The organism is Bradyrhizobium sp. McL0616 (assembly GCF_049993385.1).
Lineage (GTDB): Bacteria > Pseudomonadota > Alphaproteobacteria > Rhizobiales > Xanthobacteraceae > Bradyrhizobium.
On the sequence record NZ_CP188255.1, the window covers coordinates 3,275,914 to 3,292,695 of the forward strand.

At 64.8% G+C, this 16,782-nt stretch carries 18 protein-coding genes; 14 read left to right on the forward strand and 4 right to left on the reverse strand.

The window, feature by feature from the left end:
• Positions 1–65: 65 nt before the first annotated feature.
• The 5 genes from ACPPVR_RS15560 (at position 66) to ACPPVR_RS15580 (ending at position 4,503) form a co-directional block, all read left to right on the forward strand.
• Positions 66–1,268 (forward strand): vWA domain-containing protein, encoded by a 1,203-nt coding sequence (locus ACPPVR_RS15560; RefSeq protein ID WP_426615076.1) that lies wholly within the window; start codon positions 66–68, stop codon positions 1,266–1,268.
• 11 nt (positions 1,269–1,279) lie between these two features.
• Entirely contained in the window at positions 1,280–1,603 is a 324-nt protein-coding gene (locus tag ACPPVR_RS15565) for an XdhC family protein (protein ID WP_426615077.1), read from the forward strand.
• Between the two features lie 2 nt (positions 1,604–1,605).
• The gene (locus ACPPVR_RS15570) at positions 1,606–2,307 is read left to right on the forward strand and encodes an XdhC family protein (protein ID WP_426615079.1); all 702 of its coding nucleotides are present in this window, start codon (positions 1,606–1,608) and stop codon (positions 2,305–2,307) included.
• Positions 2,304–3,908 carry an NTP transferase domain-containing protein gene (locus ACPPVR_RS15575; RefSeq protein WP_426615081.1) on the forward strand — a complete coding sequence of 535 codons (1,605 nt, stop codon included), beginning with the start codon at positions 2,304–2,306 and terminating at the stop codon, positions 3,906–3,908. Before ACPPVR_RS15570 ends, ACPPVR_RS15575 begins: the two co-directional genes overlap by 4 nt.
• Before the next feature lie 205 nt (positions 3,909–4,113).
• Positions 4,114–4,503 carry a DUF4189 domain-containing protein gene (locus ACPPVR_RS15580; protein WP_426615083.1) on the forward strand — a complete coding sequence of 130 codons (390 nt, stop codon included), beginning with the start codon at positions 4,114–4,116 and terminating at the stop codon, positions 4,501–4,503.
• A gap of 32 nt (positions 4,504–4,535) precedes the next feature.
• On the opposite strand, the gene ACPPVR_RS15585 is transcribed toward ACPPVR_RS15580, so the two are convergent.
• Entirely contained in the window at positions 4,536–6,317 is a 1,782-nt protein-coding gene (locus ACPPVR_RS15585; RefSeq protein ID WP_426615084.1) for a CHAD domain-containing protein, read from the reverse strand.
• 199 nt (positions 6,318–6,516) lie between these two features.
• Between ACPPVR_RS15585 and ACPPVR_RS15590 the strand changes: the two genes are divergently transcribed.
• Together ACPPVR_RS15590 and adhP are read left to right on the forward strand one after the other, a co-directional pair.
• Positions 6,517–6,927, forward strand: coding sequence for a DUF2000 family protein (locus tag ACPPVR_RS15590; RefSeq protein ID WP_426615086.1), 411 nt, complete (start codon positions 6,517–6,519; stop codon positions 6,925–6,927).
• A gap of 104 nt (positions 6,928–7,031) precedes the next feature.
• The gene (adhP, locus tag ACPPVR_RS15595; RefSeq protein ID WP_426615087.1) at positions 7,032–8,057 is read left to right on the forward strand and encodes an alcohol dehydrogenase AdhP; all 1,026 of its coding nucleotides are present in this window, start codon (positions 7,032–7,034) and stop codon (positions 8,055–8,057) included.
• 10 nt (positions 8,058–8,067) lie between these two features.
• Here adhP and ACPPVR_RS15600 read toward each other — a convergent pair whose 3' ends face one another.
• From ACPPVR_RS15600 to ACPPVR_RS15610, 3 genes are read right to left on the reverse strand one after another with little or no spacing between them, the layout of a single operon-like run.
• Positions 8,068–8,481 (reverse strand): GFA family protein, encoded by a 414-nt coding sequence (locus ACPPVR_RS15600; protein ID WP_426615088.1) that lies wholly within the window; start codon positions 8,479–8,481, stop codon positions 8,068–8,070.
• Between the two features lie 12 nt (positions 8,482–8,493).
• A complete protein-coding gene (locus ACPPVR_RS15605) occupies positions 8,494–8,958 on the reverse strand; it encodes an SRPBCC family protein (protein ID WP_426615089.1) in 465 nt (154 codons plus the stop codon).
• A complete protein-coding gene (locus ACPPVR_RS15610) occupies positions 8,955–9,290 on the reverse strand; it encodes an ArsR/SmtB family transcription factor (protein ID WP_212258069.1) in 336 nt (111 codons plus the stop codon). The genes ACPPVR_RS15605 and ACPPVR_RS15610 overlap by 4 nt, the downstream gene beginning before the upstream one ends.
• 113 nt (positions 9,291–9,403) lie before the next feature.
• On the opposite strand from ACPPVR_RS15610, the gene ACPPVR_RS15615 reads away from it, so the two are divergent.
• The 7 genes from ACPPVR_RS15615 (at position 9,404) to ACPPVR_RS15645 (ending at position 16,764) form a co-directional block, all read left to right on the forward strand.
• A complete protein-coding gene (locus tag ACPPVR_RS15615; protein ID WP_426615090.1) occupies positions 9,404–10,090 on the forward strand; it encodes a TetR/AcrR family transcriptional regulator in 687 nt (228 codons plus the stop codon).
• A complete protein-coding gene (locus ACPPVR_RS15620; RefSeq protein WP_426615091.1) occupies positions 10,087–10,875 on the forward strand; it encodes an HlyD family secretion protein in 789 nt (262 codons plus the stop codon). The genes ACPPVR_RS15615 and ACPPVR_RS15620 overlap by 4 nt, the downstream gene beginning before the upstream one ends.
• Positions 10,872–11,804, forward strand: coding sequence for an ABC transporter ATP-binding protein (locus ACPPVR_RS15625; RefSeq protein WP_426615092.1), 933 nt, complete (start codon positions 10,872–10,874; stop codon positions 11,802–11,804). The genes ACPPVR_RS15620 and ACPPVR_RS15625 overlap by 4 nt, the downstream gene beginning before the upstream one ends.
• Positions 11,801–12,964: an ABC transporter permease gene (locus ACPPVR_RS15630; protein ID WP_426615093.1), complete on the forward strand. Its 1,164-nt coding sequence runs from the start codon at positions 11,801–11,803 to the stop codon at positions 12,962–12,964. Before ACPPVR_RS15625 ends, ACPPVR_RS15630 begins: the two co-directional genes overlap by 4 nt.
• A 30-nt stretch (positions 12,965–12,994) precedes the next feature.
• Positions 12,995–14,302, forward strand: a complete 1,308-nt coding sequence (locus ACPPVR_RS15635; RefSeq protein WP_426615094.1) for an adenylate/guanylate cyclase domain-containing protein — start codon at positions 12,995–12,997, stop codon at positions 14,300–14,302.
• Positions 14,303–14,745: 443 nt separating this feature from the next.
• Positions 14,746–15,474 carry a GntR family transcriptional regulator gene (locus tag ACPPVR_RS15640; RefSeq protein ID WP_426615095.1) on the forward strand — a complete coding sequence of 243 codons (729 nt, stop codon included), beginning with the start codon at positions 14,746–14,748 and terminating at the stop codon, positions 15,472–15,474.
• Between the two features lie 48 nt (positions 15,475–15,522).
• Positions 15,523–16,764, forward strand: a complete 1,242-nt coding sequence (locus ACPPVR_RS15645; RefSeq protein ID WP_426615096.1) for an MFS transporter — start codon at positions 15,523–15,525, stop codon at positions 16,762–16,764.
• The last annotated feature ends 18 nt before the right edge of the window (positions 16,765–16,782 follow it).

Below are 16,782 nucleotides of genomic sequence, written 5' to 3' on the forward strand. Positions count from 1 at the left end.
TCCGGGCCGCGCTTCGTGGGGTCCCCATCGCATCGCCCCGGAATGACGGGAAGATTGGTACGAGCATGGCCATCAACCACCTTGCGCCGGAGCAAACCGAGCAATTCGCCGACAACATCGTCGGCTTCGCTCGTGCGCTGCGTGCGGCGGGCATGCCGGTCGGCCCGGGTGCGGTGATCGATGCCATGAACGCGCTTCAGGTGATCGACATCGGCAGCCGCGCCGACGTCTTCACCACGCTGGAGGCGATCTTCGTCAAGCGTCATGAGCATGCGCTGATCTTCAAGCAGGCCTTCAACCTGTTCTTCCGCGCGTCCGAAGAGTGGAAGCACATGCTGGATTCGGTGCCGCTGCCGGATGGCGCCAAGAAGAAGCCGCCGGCCGCCTCGCGCCGCGTCCAGGAGGCGATGTCGCAGCCGCGGATGACGGAAACGCCCCAGCACCAGGAGCAGGATTTGCGCCTGTCGGTGTCCGACAAGGAGATCCTTCAGAAGAAGGACTTTGCGCAGATGAGCGCGGCGGAGATCACCGAGGCACTGCGTGCCATCGAGCGGATGCGGTTGCCGCAGGCCGAGCTTCTGACGCGCCGGCACCGGCCCGATCCGCGCGGATTGCGTCTCGACCTGCGCCGCACGCTGCGCGCCTCGCTCCATACGGGTGGCGACATCATCGACATCCACCACCTCGGGCGGATCGAGAAGCCGGCACCAATCGTGGCGCTGCTCGACATCTCGGGCTCGATGAGCGAGTACACCCGCCTGTTCCTGCATTTCCTCCATGCCATCGGCGACGCTCGAAAACGCGTCTCGGTGTTCCTGTTCGGCACCCGCCTCACCAACGTCACCCGCGCGCTGCGCCAGCGCGATCCCGACGAGGCGCTGGCGAGTTGTTCGGCGGCGGTGGAGGACTGGGCCGGCGGCACCCGGATCTCGGGCTCGCTGCACAACTTCAACAAATTGTGGGCGCGGCGCGTGCTGAGCCAGGGTGCCATCGTGCTGCTGATCTCCGACGGGTTGGAGCGGGAGGCCGATTCCAAGCTCGCCTTCGAGATGGATCGGCTGCACCGCTCCTGCCGGCGGCTGATCTGGCTCAACCCGCTATTGCGGTTCAGCGGCTTCGAAGCCAAGGCGCAGGGCATCAAAATGATGCTCCCGCACGTTGACGAATTCCGCCCCGTACATAATTTGAGTTCGATCCAGGAGCTGATCACGACGCTGTCCCGGCCGCTGCCGCCGCATCACCGGAACCTGATCCGCTCCGCAGCCTGAGAGGCCAACCCATGCTCGATCGCGACGAGGATATTCTGAAGGCGGCAGAGGACTGGCAGAAGGCCGGCCGGGGCGTCGCGCTGGCAACCGTGGTGGAGACCTGGGGCTCGGCACCGCGCCCGGCGGGCTCGAGCCTCGTCATCAACGACGAAGGTGCCTTTCTCGGGTCGGTGTCGGGCGGCTGCGTCGAAGGTGCCGTGGTCACCGAGGCCATGGACGTGATCCAGAGCGGCAAGGCCAGGATGCTCGAGTTCGGCGTGGCCGACGAGACCGCCTGGAATGTCGGGCTGTCCTGCGGCGGCACCATCCGCGTCTTCGTCGAGAAAGTCGGCTAGCCGTGAAGCTGGAGATCCTGCACGAACTCAACGCCGAGCGCGCGGCGCGCCGGCCGGTCATTCTGGTGACGGACACCGAGAGCGGCGAGCAGCGCCTGGTGAAGGCGAAAGACTTTGCGAAAGACCCGCTGGGCGCCGAGCTGGACAAGCAGCTTCGCATGGGCAAGAGCGCCAATGTCGAGGCCGGCGGCAAAAAACTGTTCCTCAACGTCTATGCGCCGACCGCAAGGCTCGTCATCATCGGCGCGGTCCATATCAGCCAGGCGCTCGCGCCGCTGGCGCGCTCGCTCGGCTATGACGTCACGGTGGTCGATCCGCGCACGGCCTTTGCGAGCCCTGAGCGCTTCCCCGACATTCCGCTGGTCGCGGAATGGCCTGACGTCGCGCTGCCGCCGCTCAATGTCGATGCCTACACCGCCTTCGTCGCGGTGACGCACGATCCGAAGATCGACGATCCCGCGCTGCTGCACGCCTTCGAGCGCAACTGCTTCTATATCGGCGCGCTCGGCTCACGGAAGACGCATGCCAAGCGCGGCGACCGGCTGCGGGCGCAGGGCGCCAAGGACAGCGACGTGGCGCGCATACGCGCTCCTATTGGACTTGCGATCGGCGCGGTTTCACCGTCCGAGATTGCGGTGTCGATCATGGCCGAGATCACGGCGGTGCTTCGGCTACCTCCCAAAGAAAAAGAAGAAGCGGCATGAAGTTCGGTCCGGCGAGCCCCAAGGACGCGATCGGCGGGGTAACCGTCCACACCCTGCGCCAGGGACCGCTGGTGCTGAAGAAAGGCACGACGATCGGCGCTGCCGAGGTCGAAGCGCTGACGCGCGCCGGCATCAAGGACGTCGTCGTGGTGCGGATGGAAGAGGGCGACGTCTCCGAGGACGTCGCGGCCGCCAGCATCGCGCTTGCGATCGGCGGCGAGGGTATTCATGTCGAGCGCGCCTTCACTGGCCGTGCCAATCTGTTTGCCGCGCGCCCCGGCCTGCTGGTGATCGACCGCGGCGCGGTCGACCGCATCAACAATATCGACGAAGCCATCACCTTTGCGACGCTCTCCGCCTTCAAGCCGGTGGTCGAAGGCGAGATGGTCGGCACCGTGAAGATCATTCCGTTCGGCGTCGAAGGGGCTTTGCGCGATGCCGCGGTGAAGGCTGCCGGCAGGGACGTCTTGAAGATTGCGCCCTACGTGATCAAGCGCGTCGGTGTGGTCTCGACGCTGCTGCCGGGGCTGTCCTCCAAGGTGGTCGACAAGACGCTGCGCGTCACTGCCGATCGGCTCGCGCCGGCCGGCGCGAGCATCATCGCCGAGCGACGGGTCCAACACGATGAGCGGGCGCTGTCGGCAGCGATCAAGGAGCTGCTCGCGCTCGGCGCCGAGCTCGTCATCGTGTTCGGCGCCTCGGCCATTGCCGACCGCCGCGACGTGATCCCGGCGGCGGTCACCGAGGTCGGCGGCGAGATCGAGCATTTCGGCATGCCGGTCGATCCCGGCAATTTGCTTTTGATCGCGCGCGCCGGTGGCGTGCCGGTGCTGGGCGCGCCGGGCTGCGCGCGCTCGCCGGTCGAGAATGGTTTTGACTGGGTGCTGATGCGGCTGCTTGCCGGCATCAAGGTGACGCGCTCCGAACTGATGGGCATGGGCGTCGGCGGGCTCCTGATGGAGATCGTGACGCGCCCGCAGCCGCGCGCCAAGCCCGAGAGCGAGGGCAACAGCCAGATCGCCGCCATCGTGCTCGCGGCGGGACGTTCGACCCGGATGGGTGGGCCGAACAAGATGTTGGCCGAGCTCGACGGCAAGAAGCTGGTGCGGATTGCGACCGAGCAGGCACTCGCCTCAAGAGCATCCGAGGTGATCGTCGTCACCGGCCACCAGACGGAGCTGGTCGAGCAGGCGCTGAAAGGTTTGAAGGTCAAATTCGTCAAGAACCCGGATTTCGCCGGCGGCATCGCGAGCTCGGTCAAGGCCGGCATCGCGGCCGTGCCGGAAGGTTGCAACGGCGCCGTAGTCTGTCTCGGCGACATGCCGCTGATCGATGCCGGCCTGATCGACCGCCTCATCGACGGCTTTGCGCCGGACCGCGGCAACCTCATCGTCGTGCCGGTCAGCGACGGCCGCCGCGGCAATCCCGTGCTGTGGTCGCGCCGCTTCTTCAACGAATTGATGACGCTCGACGGCGACGTCGGCGCGCGGCACCTGATCGCCAAGCACACCGAGGCGGTCGCCGAAGTGCCCGTCGACGGCGAGGGCGCCTTCCTCGACATCGACACGCCGCAGGCGCTGGAAGCGGCACGGCGAGGATGACGGCGCCGTGAGGTGGGTTAGCCTTGCGGCTGCGCAATGCGCGGTCCGCATGGCGTAACCCACCACTGCTGTTTCCGCGGTGAAACAGCTGGCGGATTATGCTTCGCTAAGCCGCCCTACAAGCCCATTTCAACTCTCCGTTCACCATCTGGAAACGGTCCCGCGCTTAGAGTTCCTCCACCTGCCTTGGGGGGAGGGGATTTCCATGGCTTCGAATGTCGTCGCGCGCCGCTGCGCGATGTTTTTCTTTGCGCTGTCGATTTGTGTCGCCGGCGCCCGCCACATCACCGAAGCCCACGCTGCCGGCGCGTTTGCGGTCGGCAAGTGCGGCGCCTATGGCCAGGCCTATGACTATGGCGCCGAGCACGAGGCCCGCGCCGCGGCGCAGAAGCAGTGCAAGGGCGAGTGCACGACGGTGACGATGAAGCGTGCCTGTGCGGCGATGTCGGTCGATCTCGCCAATCCGTGCGGCGCCTATGGCTATGCCGTGAAGCCGAAGATCTCGGCCACGCTCAACGCCGCCACGCGCGAATGCTACAAATTTGGCGGCAAGGAATGCGTGATCCGCGCCTGGGCCTGCGACGCCAAAGGCTGAAAGCCGCCCCTGGCAGTCGCTGACCCGGCCGATCAGGCCTCCGCCTCGGCCGACCAGGGCACCTTCGTCTTGCCGAAATCCGACCACGCCCTCTTCAGGCGCGGCGCGACGCCGACCATCGCGTGCGCCTGCCAGCCGGCGATCGCGGCTGCCGCGGTGCCGCTGCCTGGCGACTCCGTGCCGACGTCCGCGAGCAGTGACGCAGTCGTCGCCATGTCGTTGTAGAGTCCGAGCTCATGTTGCAGGTCGGCCAGCCCTCTGGAAAATCGCCTGGTTGATTTTCGCTGCCCATAGAGCGGCAACAGGAAGTCGGTGACGTAGCGCAGCTTCTTCGCGGCCAGCCGCAGCCGGTGCAGCTGTTCCGGGCTGCGCGATTTGAAGCGACGGCCACGCTTGAGCACTTTGGCATGCTGAGCCGAGAGGATGCGTTGCGCGAAGTTCATAGCCGGCTCGGCCAGTTGTGCGAGATGCTCCGGCGCGACGTCGCCGCGCCAGCCGCGGGCTTCGATCCAGCCGCCAAGCCCGATCAGGAAATACGATGCCCGGCGGTCGGCCAGCACCTGGCGTACCTTGTCGTAGCTCGCCAGGCGGCGTTGCTCGACGGCTGCTTCCAGCGCGTCGAAGCCTGCGATTGCGGGGCAGCCTTGCGCAACGACGCGCAACGTCTGCTGCTGGAAGACGTCCCAGTCGCGCGCGGGGGACAGATTTTGCGCCAGCCATTTGGCCTCGGACCGCAGCAGGTCGAGCTTGCTCAACGACACGACCGATCGCATCAGGTCCAGCGCGGATCGGAGGCGGCGCAGCGCGACGCGAAGCTGGTGAACGCCCTCGGGATCGCGCCCATCCTCGGCGGCGGGAAGTGACTGCAGCAAATGGTGCAGACAGGCACGCAGGATCGTGGCAAACGCCTCGTCGAGCGATGAAGATGGATCAAGGCGAAGCTTGCGCGGCCTTCTCGCGGCCGGTGGCGTGTCGGCCGCGAGCTCAAATCCGCGTGACGATTTGCTGCGAATGGAAGGCTTGGCCGGTCCATGCTCCGCGAGCCGAAGCGCGAGCTCGTAGATCGCGGACGCGCTGCCGGTCTTGAGCTCGAGTTCGATCTCGCTGACCGGCATCGATCGATCGCCGGATTTCAGATAGCCCTTGTCGAAAGCGATTTCGACCGTGCCAGACGGCAAATCGAGCACGCGCTGATGCCGGTGAATGTCAGTGGTGAAGATGGCTTCGAGCGGGTGGCGTTCGAGATCGGCGCGCAGCTTCTCCGGAATGAAAGGCAGCGCCAGCGCGATGTCGGGAGTCATGGAAGGCACGTTCGCCTCCCATTCGCCACGCCGGAGCGGATCGTTGCCGAATTCGGTCTTCACCGTCTGGGTGAAACGCGCGCCGCTCTGTCGGACCCGAAAACTCAATCCGTTGCGTTGAAGCACGCGCTTGGGCGTATCGTAGTAGACAGCCCTGAGATGCTTGCGCGAGCCCTTGTTGCGTGCGTTTGCGACGATGACAGGTGCGTTGCTGAAATCGGCCAGGCGATCGGAATCCACGAGCAGCTTGAGCTCGATCTCGGTGGCGCGTGGCGCAACATCGCGAGATGTTTCCGCAGCCGTCGCTTCGCCGCGCGTTTCATCGGCGACGAGGTCGGCCTGAGAGTATCCGCTGTTCGAGAGTTTGCTGTCAGGGGACTCGGAACCAGGTCCTGCGCCAGAAGCGGCGGAGTTCCTGACCTTCTTCGTCTCCTCCGGGAAAGGATGACCGTTGGTCCTTGCCGGACGCTGCACGGGTTCGAAGGCTCGCTTGATCGTGCCAGTTTCCGACATACTCAGTTTATGACAGTTCGATGACAGGGGCGCGAGATATAGCCCACTCGACTCCTCAGGAGAAGCGTATCCGGTCGCATCTCGATTGAAATTTCCGAACTGTGATCGATAGGTCAATTCGGGTTACATTCGCATACGCGATCGTCGTGCGAGAAATTGTCTTTTCTTTCCCGACGCTTGGATGTGTGTGGGAGAATTCATGCTGTTCGACACGAAGATTGCCGTTGTCATCCGCAACGACCTTCAGCCCTGGCAGAAGCTCAATGTCGCATCGTTCCTGACGGGCGGCGTCGCGGCCGCCTTTCCGGAATGCATCGGCGATGCCTATGAGGACGCGTCAGGAACGAATTATCTTGCGCTGATCGGCCAGCCGATCCTGATCTATGGAGCCGATGCTCCGGCCTTGTCGCGCGCGCTTGATCGAGCGCTCACGCGCAACGTCACGCCGGCGGTCTATACCGAGGATATGTTCAAGACCACGCACGATGCAGCGAATCGCGAGGTGGTGAAGGCGGTGGTGCGCACGGACCTCAATCTCGTCGGCATCGCGATGCGCGCCGAACGCAAGGTGATCGACAAGATCGTCGACGGCCTCAAGTTCCACAGCTGACGCGACCGCGTCTGCGATGAATAAACTTGCGTTGTTTGACTCCAATCAAGGGAGAGTCGTGCGGCATCGCTAGTTTGCATCCGGTCATGCAAAGGAGCAGAGCGATGCCGACCATGAAAGCCGCAGTCGTCAGACAATTCGGCAAGCCGCTGGTGATCGAGGACGTGCCCGTGCCGCAGCCCGGTTCCGGGGAAGTCCTGGTCAAGGTCAAGGCCTGCGGCGTCTGCCACACCGATCTGCACGCGGCCTCCGGCGACTGGCCGGTGAAGCCGGTTCCTCCCTTCATTCCCGGTCATGAGGTGGCCGGCGTCGTCGCGGCGCTCGGGTCCGGCGTGAAAAATCTAAAGGTCGGCGACGCCGTCGGTGTCGCGTGGCTGCACGATGCGTGTATGTCTTGCGAATATTGCGAGACCGGCTGGGAGACGCTGTGCGAGCACCAGCACAACACCGGCTACAGCGTGAATGGCGGTTTTGCCGAATATGTCATCGCCTCGGCCGCCTTCGCCGCAAAATTGCCGGCGACGATCGATTTTGCCGCCGTCGCGCCGATCCTGTGCGCCGGCGTCACCACCTACAAGGGATTGAAGGAAACCGAGGCGCGGCCCGGCGAGTGGGTCGCGATATCGGGCGTCGGCGGGCTCGGCCATGTCGCGATCCAGTATGCGAAGGCGATGGGCTTCAAGGTCGCCGCCGTCGATATCGCCGAGGACAAGCTCGCGCTCGCACGCGAGACCGGCGCCGATCTTGCGGTCAACGCGCTCGCAAACGATGCCATGGACAAGGTGCTGGCCGCGACCGGGGGAGGGGCGCACGGCGTGCTGGTGACGGCGGTGTCGACCGCGGCGTTCGCTCAGGCGCTGAAAATGGTGCGCCGCAAGGGCACCGTCAGTCTCGTCGGCCTGCCGCCGGGTGAATTCCCGACGCCGATCTTCGACGTCGTGCTCAAACGCATCACCGTCCGCGGCTCCATCGTCGGCACCCGCCGCGATCTCGACGAAGCCATCGCATTCGCCGCCGACGGCAAGGTGAAGGCCGAGGTGACGAAGGTGCCGCTCGCAGAGATCAACGACGTCTTCGAGCGAATGAAAGCAGGCAAGATCGACGGCCGGATGGTGCTGGATTTTGGCTAGCGCCAGCGCGTTACCTCGGCGGCATGGTCTCGAACTTCGTCAGCTCCGGATCGAGATGATCCCAGTCATGTCCGCGCGCGGCGTAAGTGATAACCTGCGGCTTGTAGCGGCCAGGCTCGTCGAGGCTCGCAGCGCGGATGGTGAAGATGTCGGGCATTGCGGAGAAGGTCATGTAGACCGCCACGCCGCACACGGGGCAGAAGGCGCGCGTCTTCACATTGCCGCTGTCGCCGACCATGTCCCATCGGCTGGCCTCGCCTGTCACCGTGACGCCGGCGCGTGCGAATGTGGCGTACGAGCCGTGGCCAGTGCCGCTTTCGCGCTGGCAGTCCCGGCACTGGCAGTGGTTGGCGAACAAGGGCTCGCTGGCGATCGAATAGTGGATCGCGCCGCAGGCGCAGCCGCCGGTAAAGGGCTTGGTCATCGCGATAACTCCTTAACTCTCTTCGCCGCTGATCTCGTTGAGCTCCCTGACGACCTTCTTCCAGCCGCCGCTCATCGTGGTGTAGGCACTGTCGTTCTTGGGCAGGACGAAGCCCGCATGGACCAATTGAATCCGCGTGCCGGCTTCGACCGGGGTCAACGACCAGGTCACGATGGTGTCGAGCGGCGCGCCGTAGCCAATGTTGCGGTCGTCGCCGCCCGTCCAGGCGTAGACGAGGCGCCTGAAAGGCACGACCTCCAGAACGCGGCAATGGATCACGCCATCCCAGGCGCCGCCCGGAGTGGTCTGGTAGGTGAAGGTGTTGCCTTCGACGGCCTCGAAGCCGGTCGGCGGCATCAACCAGCGTGCGATCAGCTGGGCGCTGGTCAGCGCTTTCCAGATCGTCTCCGGTGCGTGAGGGAAGACGTCGTCCAACACGATGTCTTTGGTCTCGGCTTTGAACTCGGCTGCACTCACGGGTCGATCTCCTTCAAGAGGTCACGCAGGTTCTGGAAGCGCTCGCGCCAGAAGACGCCGTAATGGTCCATCCAGGTGACGAGCGGCTCGAGACCTTGTGGCGCGGCGCGATAATAGACGTTGCGGCCCTCTGCACGCTCGGCGACGAGGCCGGCCTGTTTCAACGATTTCAGGTGCTGCGAGATGGCTCCTTGAGTCACGCCGCTGCCGCGCGTCAGCTCGGCGACGCTGATCTCCTTGCTGTCGAACACGCGCTCGAACACGGCGCGGCGGGTCGGATCGGCGAGGGCGCGCATCACGGCGGTGACGGGGTTAGGGGCAGCTTCGATCATGTCAATCGATTAGCAAGCGCTAATTCATTAGTCAACACTAATTCATCTTGGCCATCTTCAGCACTTTCGGATTCTCAATTGACTATGACTGACCAGTCAGTCATAAATTAGAAATGACAAAGAGGCCGACCAAAGCTGCGGCAACCCAAGCAAGGAGCCGCGCGCGCGAAACAGGCGACGAGGCCGCCGCGCCTGCGTCGAACCGGGCCACGCGCGCGGCGGAGCGGCGTGCGGCGATTGTGGAGGCGGCGATGGAGGAGTTCATCGCGCGCGGCTTTGCCGCGACGCGGCTCGACGACATTGCCAGGCGCGCTGGCGTCGCCAAGGGCACGATCTACCTGCACTTCAAGGACAAGGAATCGATGTTCGAGGAGCTGGTACGCACCGTGATCGTACCGGTGGTGGCGCGCCTCAACGCGCTGCCGCCGCTGACGGGCTCGGTGCGCGATCTCATCGAAGCATTTGCCAATAACTTCCTGAAAGAGGTCATCGGCACCAGGCGCGGCGATCTCGTGCGCCTGATCGTGGCGGAGGGGCCGCGCTTTCCGTCTGTGGCCGACTTCTACTATCGCGAGGTCGTCTCGCGCGGGATCGCGGGCATGCGCGCGCTGATCGAGCTCGGCATCGCCCGCGGCGAGATCCGCGAGAAGGACCTTGCGCGCTATCCGCAGATCCTGATCGCGCCCGCGATGATCGCGGTGATCTGGCAGAGCCTGTTTGCGCGGCACGCGCCGCTCGATGCGCAGGACATGCTGCGCGTCCATCTCGATTTGATCTTTGGCGAACGGAGGACGACATGAGGTCGTCGCAAGTTGTTTTCAGATTGGCATTGGCCACTGTGCTTGCAGCCGGACTTGCCGGCTGCAACGAGAAACGCGATCCCGGCTTCCAGGGCTGGGTCGAGGCCGACATGATCTTCGTCAGCCCCGACGAAGCGGGGCGGGTGACGAAGCTCGACATCCGCGAGGGCGACGCCGTGAAGGTTGGTGACGCCCTCTATGAGGTCGACGACGATCTCCAGCTCGCCGATCTCAACCAGACCAAGGCGACGCTGGCCAATGCGCAACAGGTCTTTGACCGAGCGGATTCGCTGCGAAAGACAGGCTCGGGCACGCAGGCGGCGCTCGATTCCGCGGTCTCGGATTTGCGGGTCGCACAAGCGCGGGTGGTGACGTCGCAGACGCGTCTGACCCGGCGAAAGGGCTTCGCGCCGGTTGCCGGCACCATCCAGCAGATCTATTTCCGCGAGGGCGAGATGGTGGCGGCGCAGCGACCGGTGCTCTCGATCATGCCGCCCGGCAACATGAAGCTGCGCTTCTTCGTGCCGGAGAGGGAGCTGCCGAAACTTGCGATCGGCGACGAGGTGCGGATCGCTTGTGACAATTGCGCCGCGGATCTCACCGCAAGGATCTACTTCATCGCGACCAATGCCGAATACACCCCGCCGGTGATCTACAGCCTCGATGAGCGCAACAAGCTCGTCTATCTGATCCAGGCGCGGCCGTCGCGGCCGGATGTCTTGCGCGTCGGCCAGCCCATCAGCGTCTATCTCAACCCGAAAACCCCGGTGGCGGACAAGCGATGAGCGGCGGCAACGGCATCGCGATCGACGTCAAGGGCCTGACGAAGTCGTTCGGCGGCCGCGAGGTCGTGCACGATTTGTCGATGCAGGTGAAGCGCGGCTCGATCTACGGCTTCCTCGGGCCTAACGGCTCGGGCAAGACCACCACCATCCGCATCCTCTGCGGCCTGCTCACGCCCGACAGCGGCGAGGGCACCTGCCTCGGCTACGACATCCGCCGCGATGCCGACCGCATCAAGCGCCAGGTCGGCTACATGACCCAGCGCTTCAGCCTCTATCAGGACCTCTCGGTCCGCGAGAATCTCGAATTCGTCGCGCGGCTCTACGGCCTGCGCGATGCGCGCGGTGCCGCGCGCGACATGATCAAGCGGCTCGGGCTTTCGGGCCGTGAGGAGCAGCTCGCGGGCGAGCTCTCCGGCGGCTGGAAGCAGCGGCTTGCTTTAGGTGCCTGCACGCTGCCCAATCCGCAATTATTGCTGCTCGACGAGCCTACCGCCGGCGTCGATCCCAAGGCGAGGCGCGATTTCTGGAACGAGATCCACGCGCTCGCAGCCGACGGTCTCACCGTGCTGGTCTCGACCCATTACATGGACGAGGCCGAGCGCTGCCACGAGATCGCGTACATCGCCTATGGCCATCTCTTGGCGCACGGCACGGTCGACGAGGTGATCGCGAAATCCGCGCTCACGACTTACATGGTGACGGGCGAGGACCTGAACAGCCTGACGGCCCAGCTTATCGGCAAGCCTGGTGTCGACATGGTGGCGCCGTTCGGCACCTCGCTGCACGTCTCGGGGCGCGATGTCGCCGCATTGGAGACGACCATCACGCCGTGGCGCGACAAGAGCGGCCTGCACTGGCAGAAGTCCGCGCCGTCGCTGGAAGACGTCTTCATCGAGCTGATGAGCCGCTCCAAGGACAATTTCCAATGACCGCCGTCGATCATCCGGCTCCCGTACGCGAAATCCGCGAGCGCTTCGGCTTCTGGAAGCGCTCCTATGCGATGCTGATCAAGGAATTCATCCAGCTCAAACGCGATCGTGTCTCGTTCGCGATGATCGTGATGCTGCCGGTGATGCAGCTTTTGCTGTTCGGCTATGCCATCAACACCACGCCGCACAATCTGCCGAGCGCGGTCTTGTTGCAGGAAGACAGCGATCTCGCCCGCTCGATCCTGAAGGCGCTGGAGAACACCGCCTATTTCCGCTTCATCTATGAGGTGCACGACGTCGACGATTTCGATAATCTCTTGAAGTCCGGCAAGGTTCTGTTCGGCGTCGAGATCCCGCGCGGCTTCGAGCGCGCGGTGCGGCGCGGCGACAGACCGGCGCTACTGGTCGCAGCTGATGCCACCGATCCGGTGGCGGCGAGCTCAGCGCTCGGCTCGCTCGGCATGATCGTGCAGACTGCGCTCCAGCACGATCTCTACATCGGCGATCCCCCGGAGATGCCGTTCGAGATCCGCGCGCATGCCCGCTACAATCCGGCCGCGTCCTCCAGCCTCAACATCGTGCCGGGCCTGGTCGGCACCATTCTCACCATGACCATGCTGATCTTCACCGCGCTCTCGGTCACGCGCGAGGTCGAGCGCGGCACCATGGAGAGCCTGCTGTCGATGCCGATCAAGCCGGTCGAGGTGATGTTCGGCAAGATCATCCCTTACGTGTTGGTCGGCTTCGTTCAGGCGTTCCTGATCATCGGTATCGGCGTGTTCCTGTTCGGCGTGCCCGTGCTCGGCAATCTGTTCCTGCTGGCGCTGCTCTCGACGCTGTTCATCACCACCAATCTGGCGATCGGCTACACCATCTCGACGGTGGTGCAGAACCAGCTCCAGGCCATGCAGATGTCGATGATGTTCTTCCTGCCGAGCATTTTGCTGTCCGGCTTCATGTTCCCGTTCGCGGGCATGCCGACCTGGGCGCAATATGTCGGCGAGGGCCTGCCGCTGACGCATTACTTGCGCATCGTCCGCGCCATCATGCTGAAGGGCGCGACCATGCAAAATCTGCGCTTCGACGCGCTGGCGCTGGCAGCCCTGATGCTGGTCGCCATGACCATCGCGGTGACGCGCTTCCGCCGCACGCTGGATTGAGGCAAACTACTCCGGAATCGAGGGGGTGGAATGGCCAGCTTTGCGAGCAGGAAGACCAATGGGCACGCCGTTCTGTCGGAGGAGTTCGAGCGCGAGCTGACGCGCGAAGTGCTGCGCACCGAGCTGATGCGGGTGCGGGCGCTAATTACGACCGGCTGTGTCATCATCCTCTTTCTCACCGCGATCCATTTTGCCGATCCGGCGGTCGTGAACCGCGTCTGGCGCGGCGCGGAGGGACTTGTCGAGATCTACGGCATCCTGGTCGGCTTCATTCTGTTCGAAATCTGGGTCTACAGCCAGATCAAGCGCCAACTGAAGCTCGATCGCGACCTGCCCGTGATCAGGCGCTATATCGGCGCCCTCATCGAAACGTCGCTGCCGACCGTGATCCTGATCCTCCAGATCCGCAGCATGGGCGCAAGCCAGGCGCTCGGCTTCGTGGTGCCGTTGATCTATTTCATCTTCGTCATCCTCTCGACCTTGCGGCTGGATTTCTGGCTGTCCACCTTCACCGGGTTCGTGGCTGCCGCCGAGCTGCTCGCCGTCGCACTGTACTTTGACGCCGCTAGCGGCATCGGCGAACCCCAGACCTATTTCCACGCTGTGCGCAGCACCATCATCCTGATCTGCGGCGCGCTGGCAGGCACTGTCGGCGCGCAGCTGCGGCGGCAATTCGCCGCCAGCATTGCGGCGGCCACTGCGCGCGACCGGGTGACCAATCTGTTCGGCCAGCACGTCTCGCCGCAGGTTGTGGAGCGGCTGATGGCGGAAGGCACCAGCGCGGCCGGCGACCTTCGCCGCGTCGCCGTGATGTTCGTCGATTTTCGCGGCTTCACAGCCGGCGCGCAGTCGCGTACGCCGCAGGAGGTCGTCGACCGGCTCGACGGCGCCTTCGCCGTGCTGGTCGACATCCTCGACCGTCACGGCGGCATCGTGAACAAGTTTCTCGGCGACGGCTTTCTGGCGCTGTTCGGCGCGCCGCTGGAAGCCGCCGACGCGGCGCATCGATCGGTCGCCGCCGGCCGCGAGATGCTGACCGCGATGGACCGCATCAACGCGCAGACGAGCTGGCCGCTGCGGATCGGCATCGGCATCCATTTCGGCGAGGTTGTCGCCGGCAATATCGGCTCGCCCCGGCGCAAGGAATACACCGTGATCGGGGACACCGTGAATTTTGCGTCGCGGCTGGAGGCGCTGAACAAGGAGCTCGGCTCGCAGCTCCTGATCTCCGCAACCGTGCGCGAGGCGCTGGGCGACGACGGCGAGGATGCCGTGGCGCTCGGCGAGGTCACGGTGCGCGGCTACGAGCAGAAGGTCGCGGTGTTTCAGCTGGGGTGAGGGATGCTGCTCGCGTTTGTTTGAACGCCCGGCGGAAATATCTGCCGCAGCCATCCGCTCTTGCACTCAGGACGCCGAAACCCCGGCTTCCGTTTGTCACGCGGAGAGAACCCATGACCCGATTGACCTTTGTCTCGGCCGCCCTGATCGCCGCTTCCGTCTACCAAACCCAGGCCGCCGCCGCCCGCGACGGCGCCCCAATGCGGCGCGCCGCAACTCACGCAACGGCGGACTGCGTGAGGGCCCCGGCAGAGGGCGCGTATGCCTCTGCGCCCTACAAGGAGCCGCCCTGCATGCCCAAGACGACAAACTGACGATCGAGCAAGGCGAGGCCGGGTTGGCGAAGTCTGCAACCCGGCCCCGCGCTCCTCCGCGGTCGTTCCGCTCCTGCGGTATTTCAGTAGTCCTTGACTCCCATTTCAGCTAGTCATCTATATGACTATATGAATTCAGCGCGCGACGACCGCCTGCCACGCTACCAGCGCCTGCGCGACGACCTCGCCGCGCGGATCAACCGCAATGAGTGGAGGCCAGGCGAGCCGATCCCGTCGGAGGCCGAGCTCGGCGCGCATTACGGCGTCGCCATCGGCACTGTGCGCAAGGCGATCGACCAACTCGTTGCCGATGCCGCGCTGGAGCGCCAGCAGGGCCGCGGCACTTTTGTGCGTCGGGCCCGCTTCAACTCCTCGCTGTTCCGCTTCTTCCGTTTCCAGTCCGAGAGCGGTGAGCGCCGCGTTCCGAAGAGCCGGATCATCCGGCGCAAAAGCGTGGTGGCGACATCCGCCGTGGCATCTGCGCTGCGCATCCCGGTGGGCGAGCCCGTCATCAGCCTGTCGCGTCTGCGCCTGATCGACGATGTGCCGCTGCTGGCGGAAGAGATCTGGCTCCAGCAATCGCGCTTCGCAAAGATACTCGAGATCGACACCGCCGAGTTCGGCGACCTGCTTTATCCGCTCTACGAACAGCGTTGCGGCGAGGTCGTGGTCTCGGCCGAGGAAATCCTGACGGTCGAGATGGCCAACGAAATGCAGGCGCGCCTGCTCAGGCTCGAAGCTCACGCCCCGTTGATCGTGATCGAGCGTCTCGCGCTCGACCTGGAGCGAAGACCAATCGAATGGCGGCGGTCGCGCGGACCGGCCGACCGATTCCGCTACCACGCCGAGATCCGCTGACGGCGGACTTCAACAAGATCAAGCAATAACAAATTCAAGGGGGAAACAATGTCGAACTGGTACAGCGAGTGCTCGCCGCTCGAGAAGCGCACGTTCTGGGCAAGCTTTGGCGGCTGGGCGCTGGATGCGCTCGACGTCCAGATGTTCGGCCTTGCGATTCCGGCGTTGATCGTCGCGTTCAGCATCAGCAAGGCGGATGCCGGCCTGCTCAGCTCGGTCACGCTGTTCTTCGGCGCGTTCGGTGGCTGGCTCGGTGGCGCGCTCGGCGACCGCTTCGGCCGGGTCAAGGCGCTCCAGATCACGGTTCTGACCTTTGCGCTCGCGACCTTCGCCAGCGCCTTCGCGATGAGCTACACCCAGCTCCTGGTACTCAAGGCGATCCAGGGCCTCGGCTTCGGCGCCGAATGGGCCGTCGGCGCCGTGCTGATGGCCGAGATCATCCGCCCCGAGCACCGCGGCAAGGCGCTTGGCTCGGTGCAGAGCGCCTGGGCTGTCGGCTGGGGCGCGGCCGTGCTGCTGTCCGCGCTGGTCTTCACCTATGCGCCAGCGGATATCGCCTGGCGAATCCTGTTTGCGATCGGGCTGCTGCCGGCACTCCTCATCATCTACATCCGCCGCGGCTTGAAGGAGCCGCCGCGTGCGGTTGCAAAGGACGCAGAGCCGTTCTTCGCCACGTTCTCCGGCATCTTCCACCGCGACGTGCTGCGCTCGACCCTGGTCGGAGGTCTGTTCGGCATCGGCGCCCATGGCGGTTACGCCGCGCTCACGACGTTCCTGCCGACTTACTTGCGTGAAGTGCGGCATCTGTCGGTGCTGGGCTCCAGCGGCTATCTCGCCGTCATCATCGTCGCCTTCTTCTGCGGCTGCGTGGCGAGCGGCACCATCAGCGACCGCGTCGGCCGCCGCGCCAATGTTACGTTGTTCGCGAGCGCCTGCATCGTGACGGTGTTGGTCTATATCTTCGCGCCGCTCACCGATGCGCAGATGCTGGTGCTCGGCTTCCCGCTCGGCTTCTTCTCGGCGGGAATTCCGGCCAGCATGGCTGCGCTGTTCAGCGAGCTCTATCCGGCAGGCGTGCGCGGCACCGGCGTCGGCTTCTGCTACAATTTTGGCCGCATCGTCTCCGCCGCATTCCCCCTCCTGGTCGGCTTCCTCAGCGATCACATCGGGCTCGGGCCAGCAATCGGGATCGATGCTGCCTTCGCTTATTCGCTGGTGCTGATCGCGGTGCTGCTCCTGCCCGAAACCCGCGGCAAGGTGTTCGAGCAGGCTGCGGCGGCGCGCGTCTGACGGGAATGGAGAGGAGTA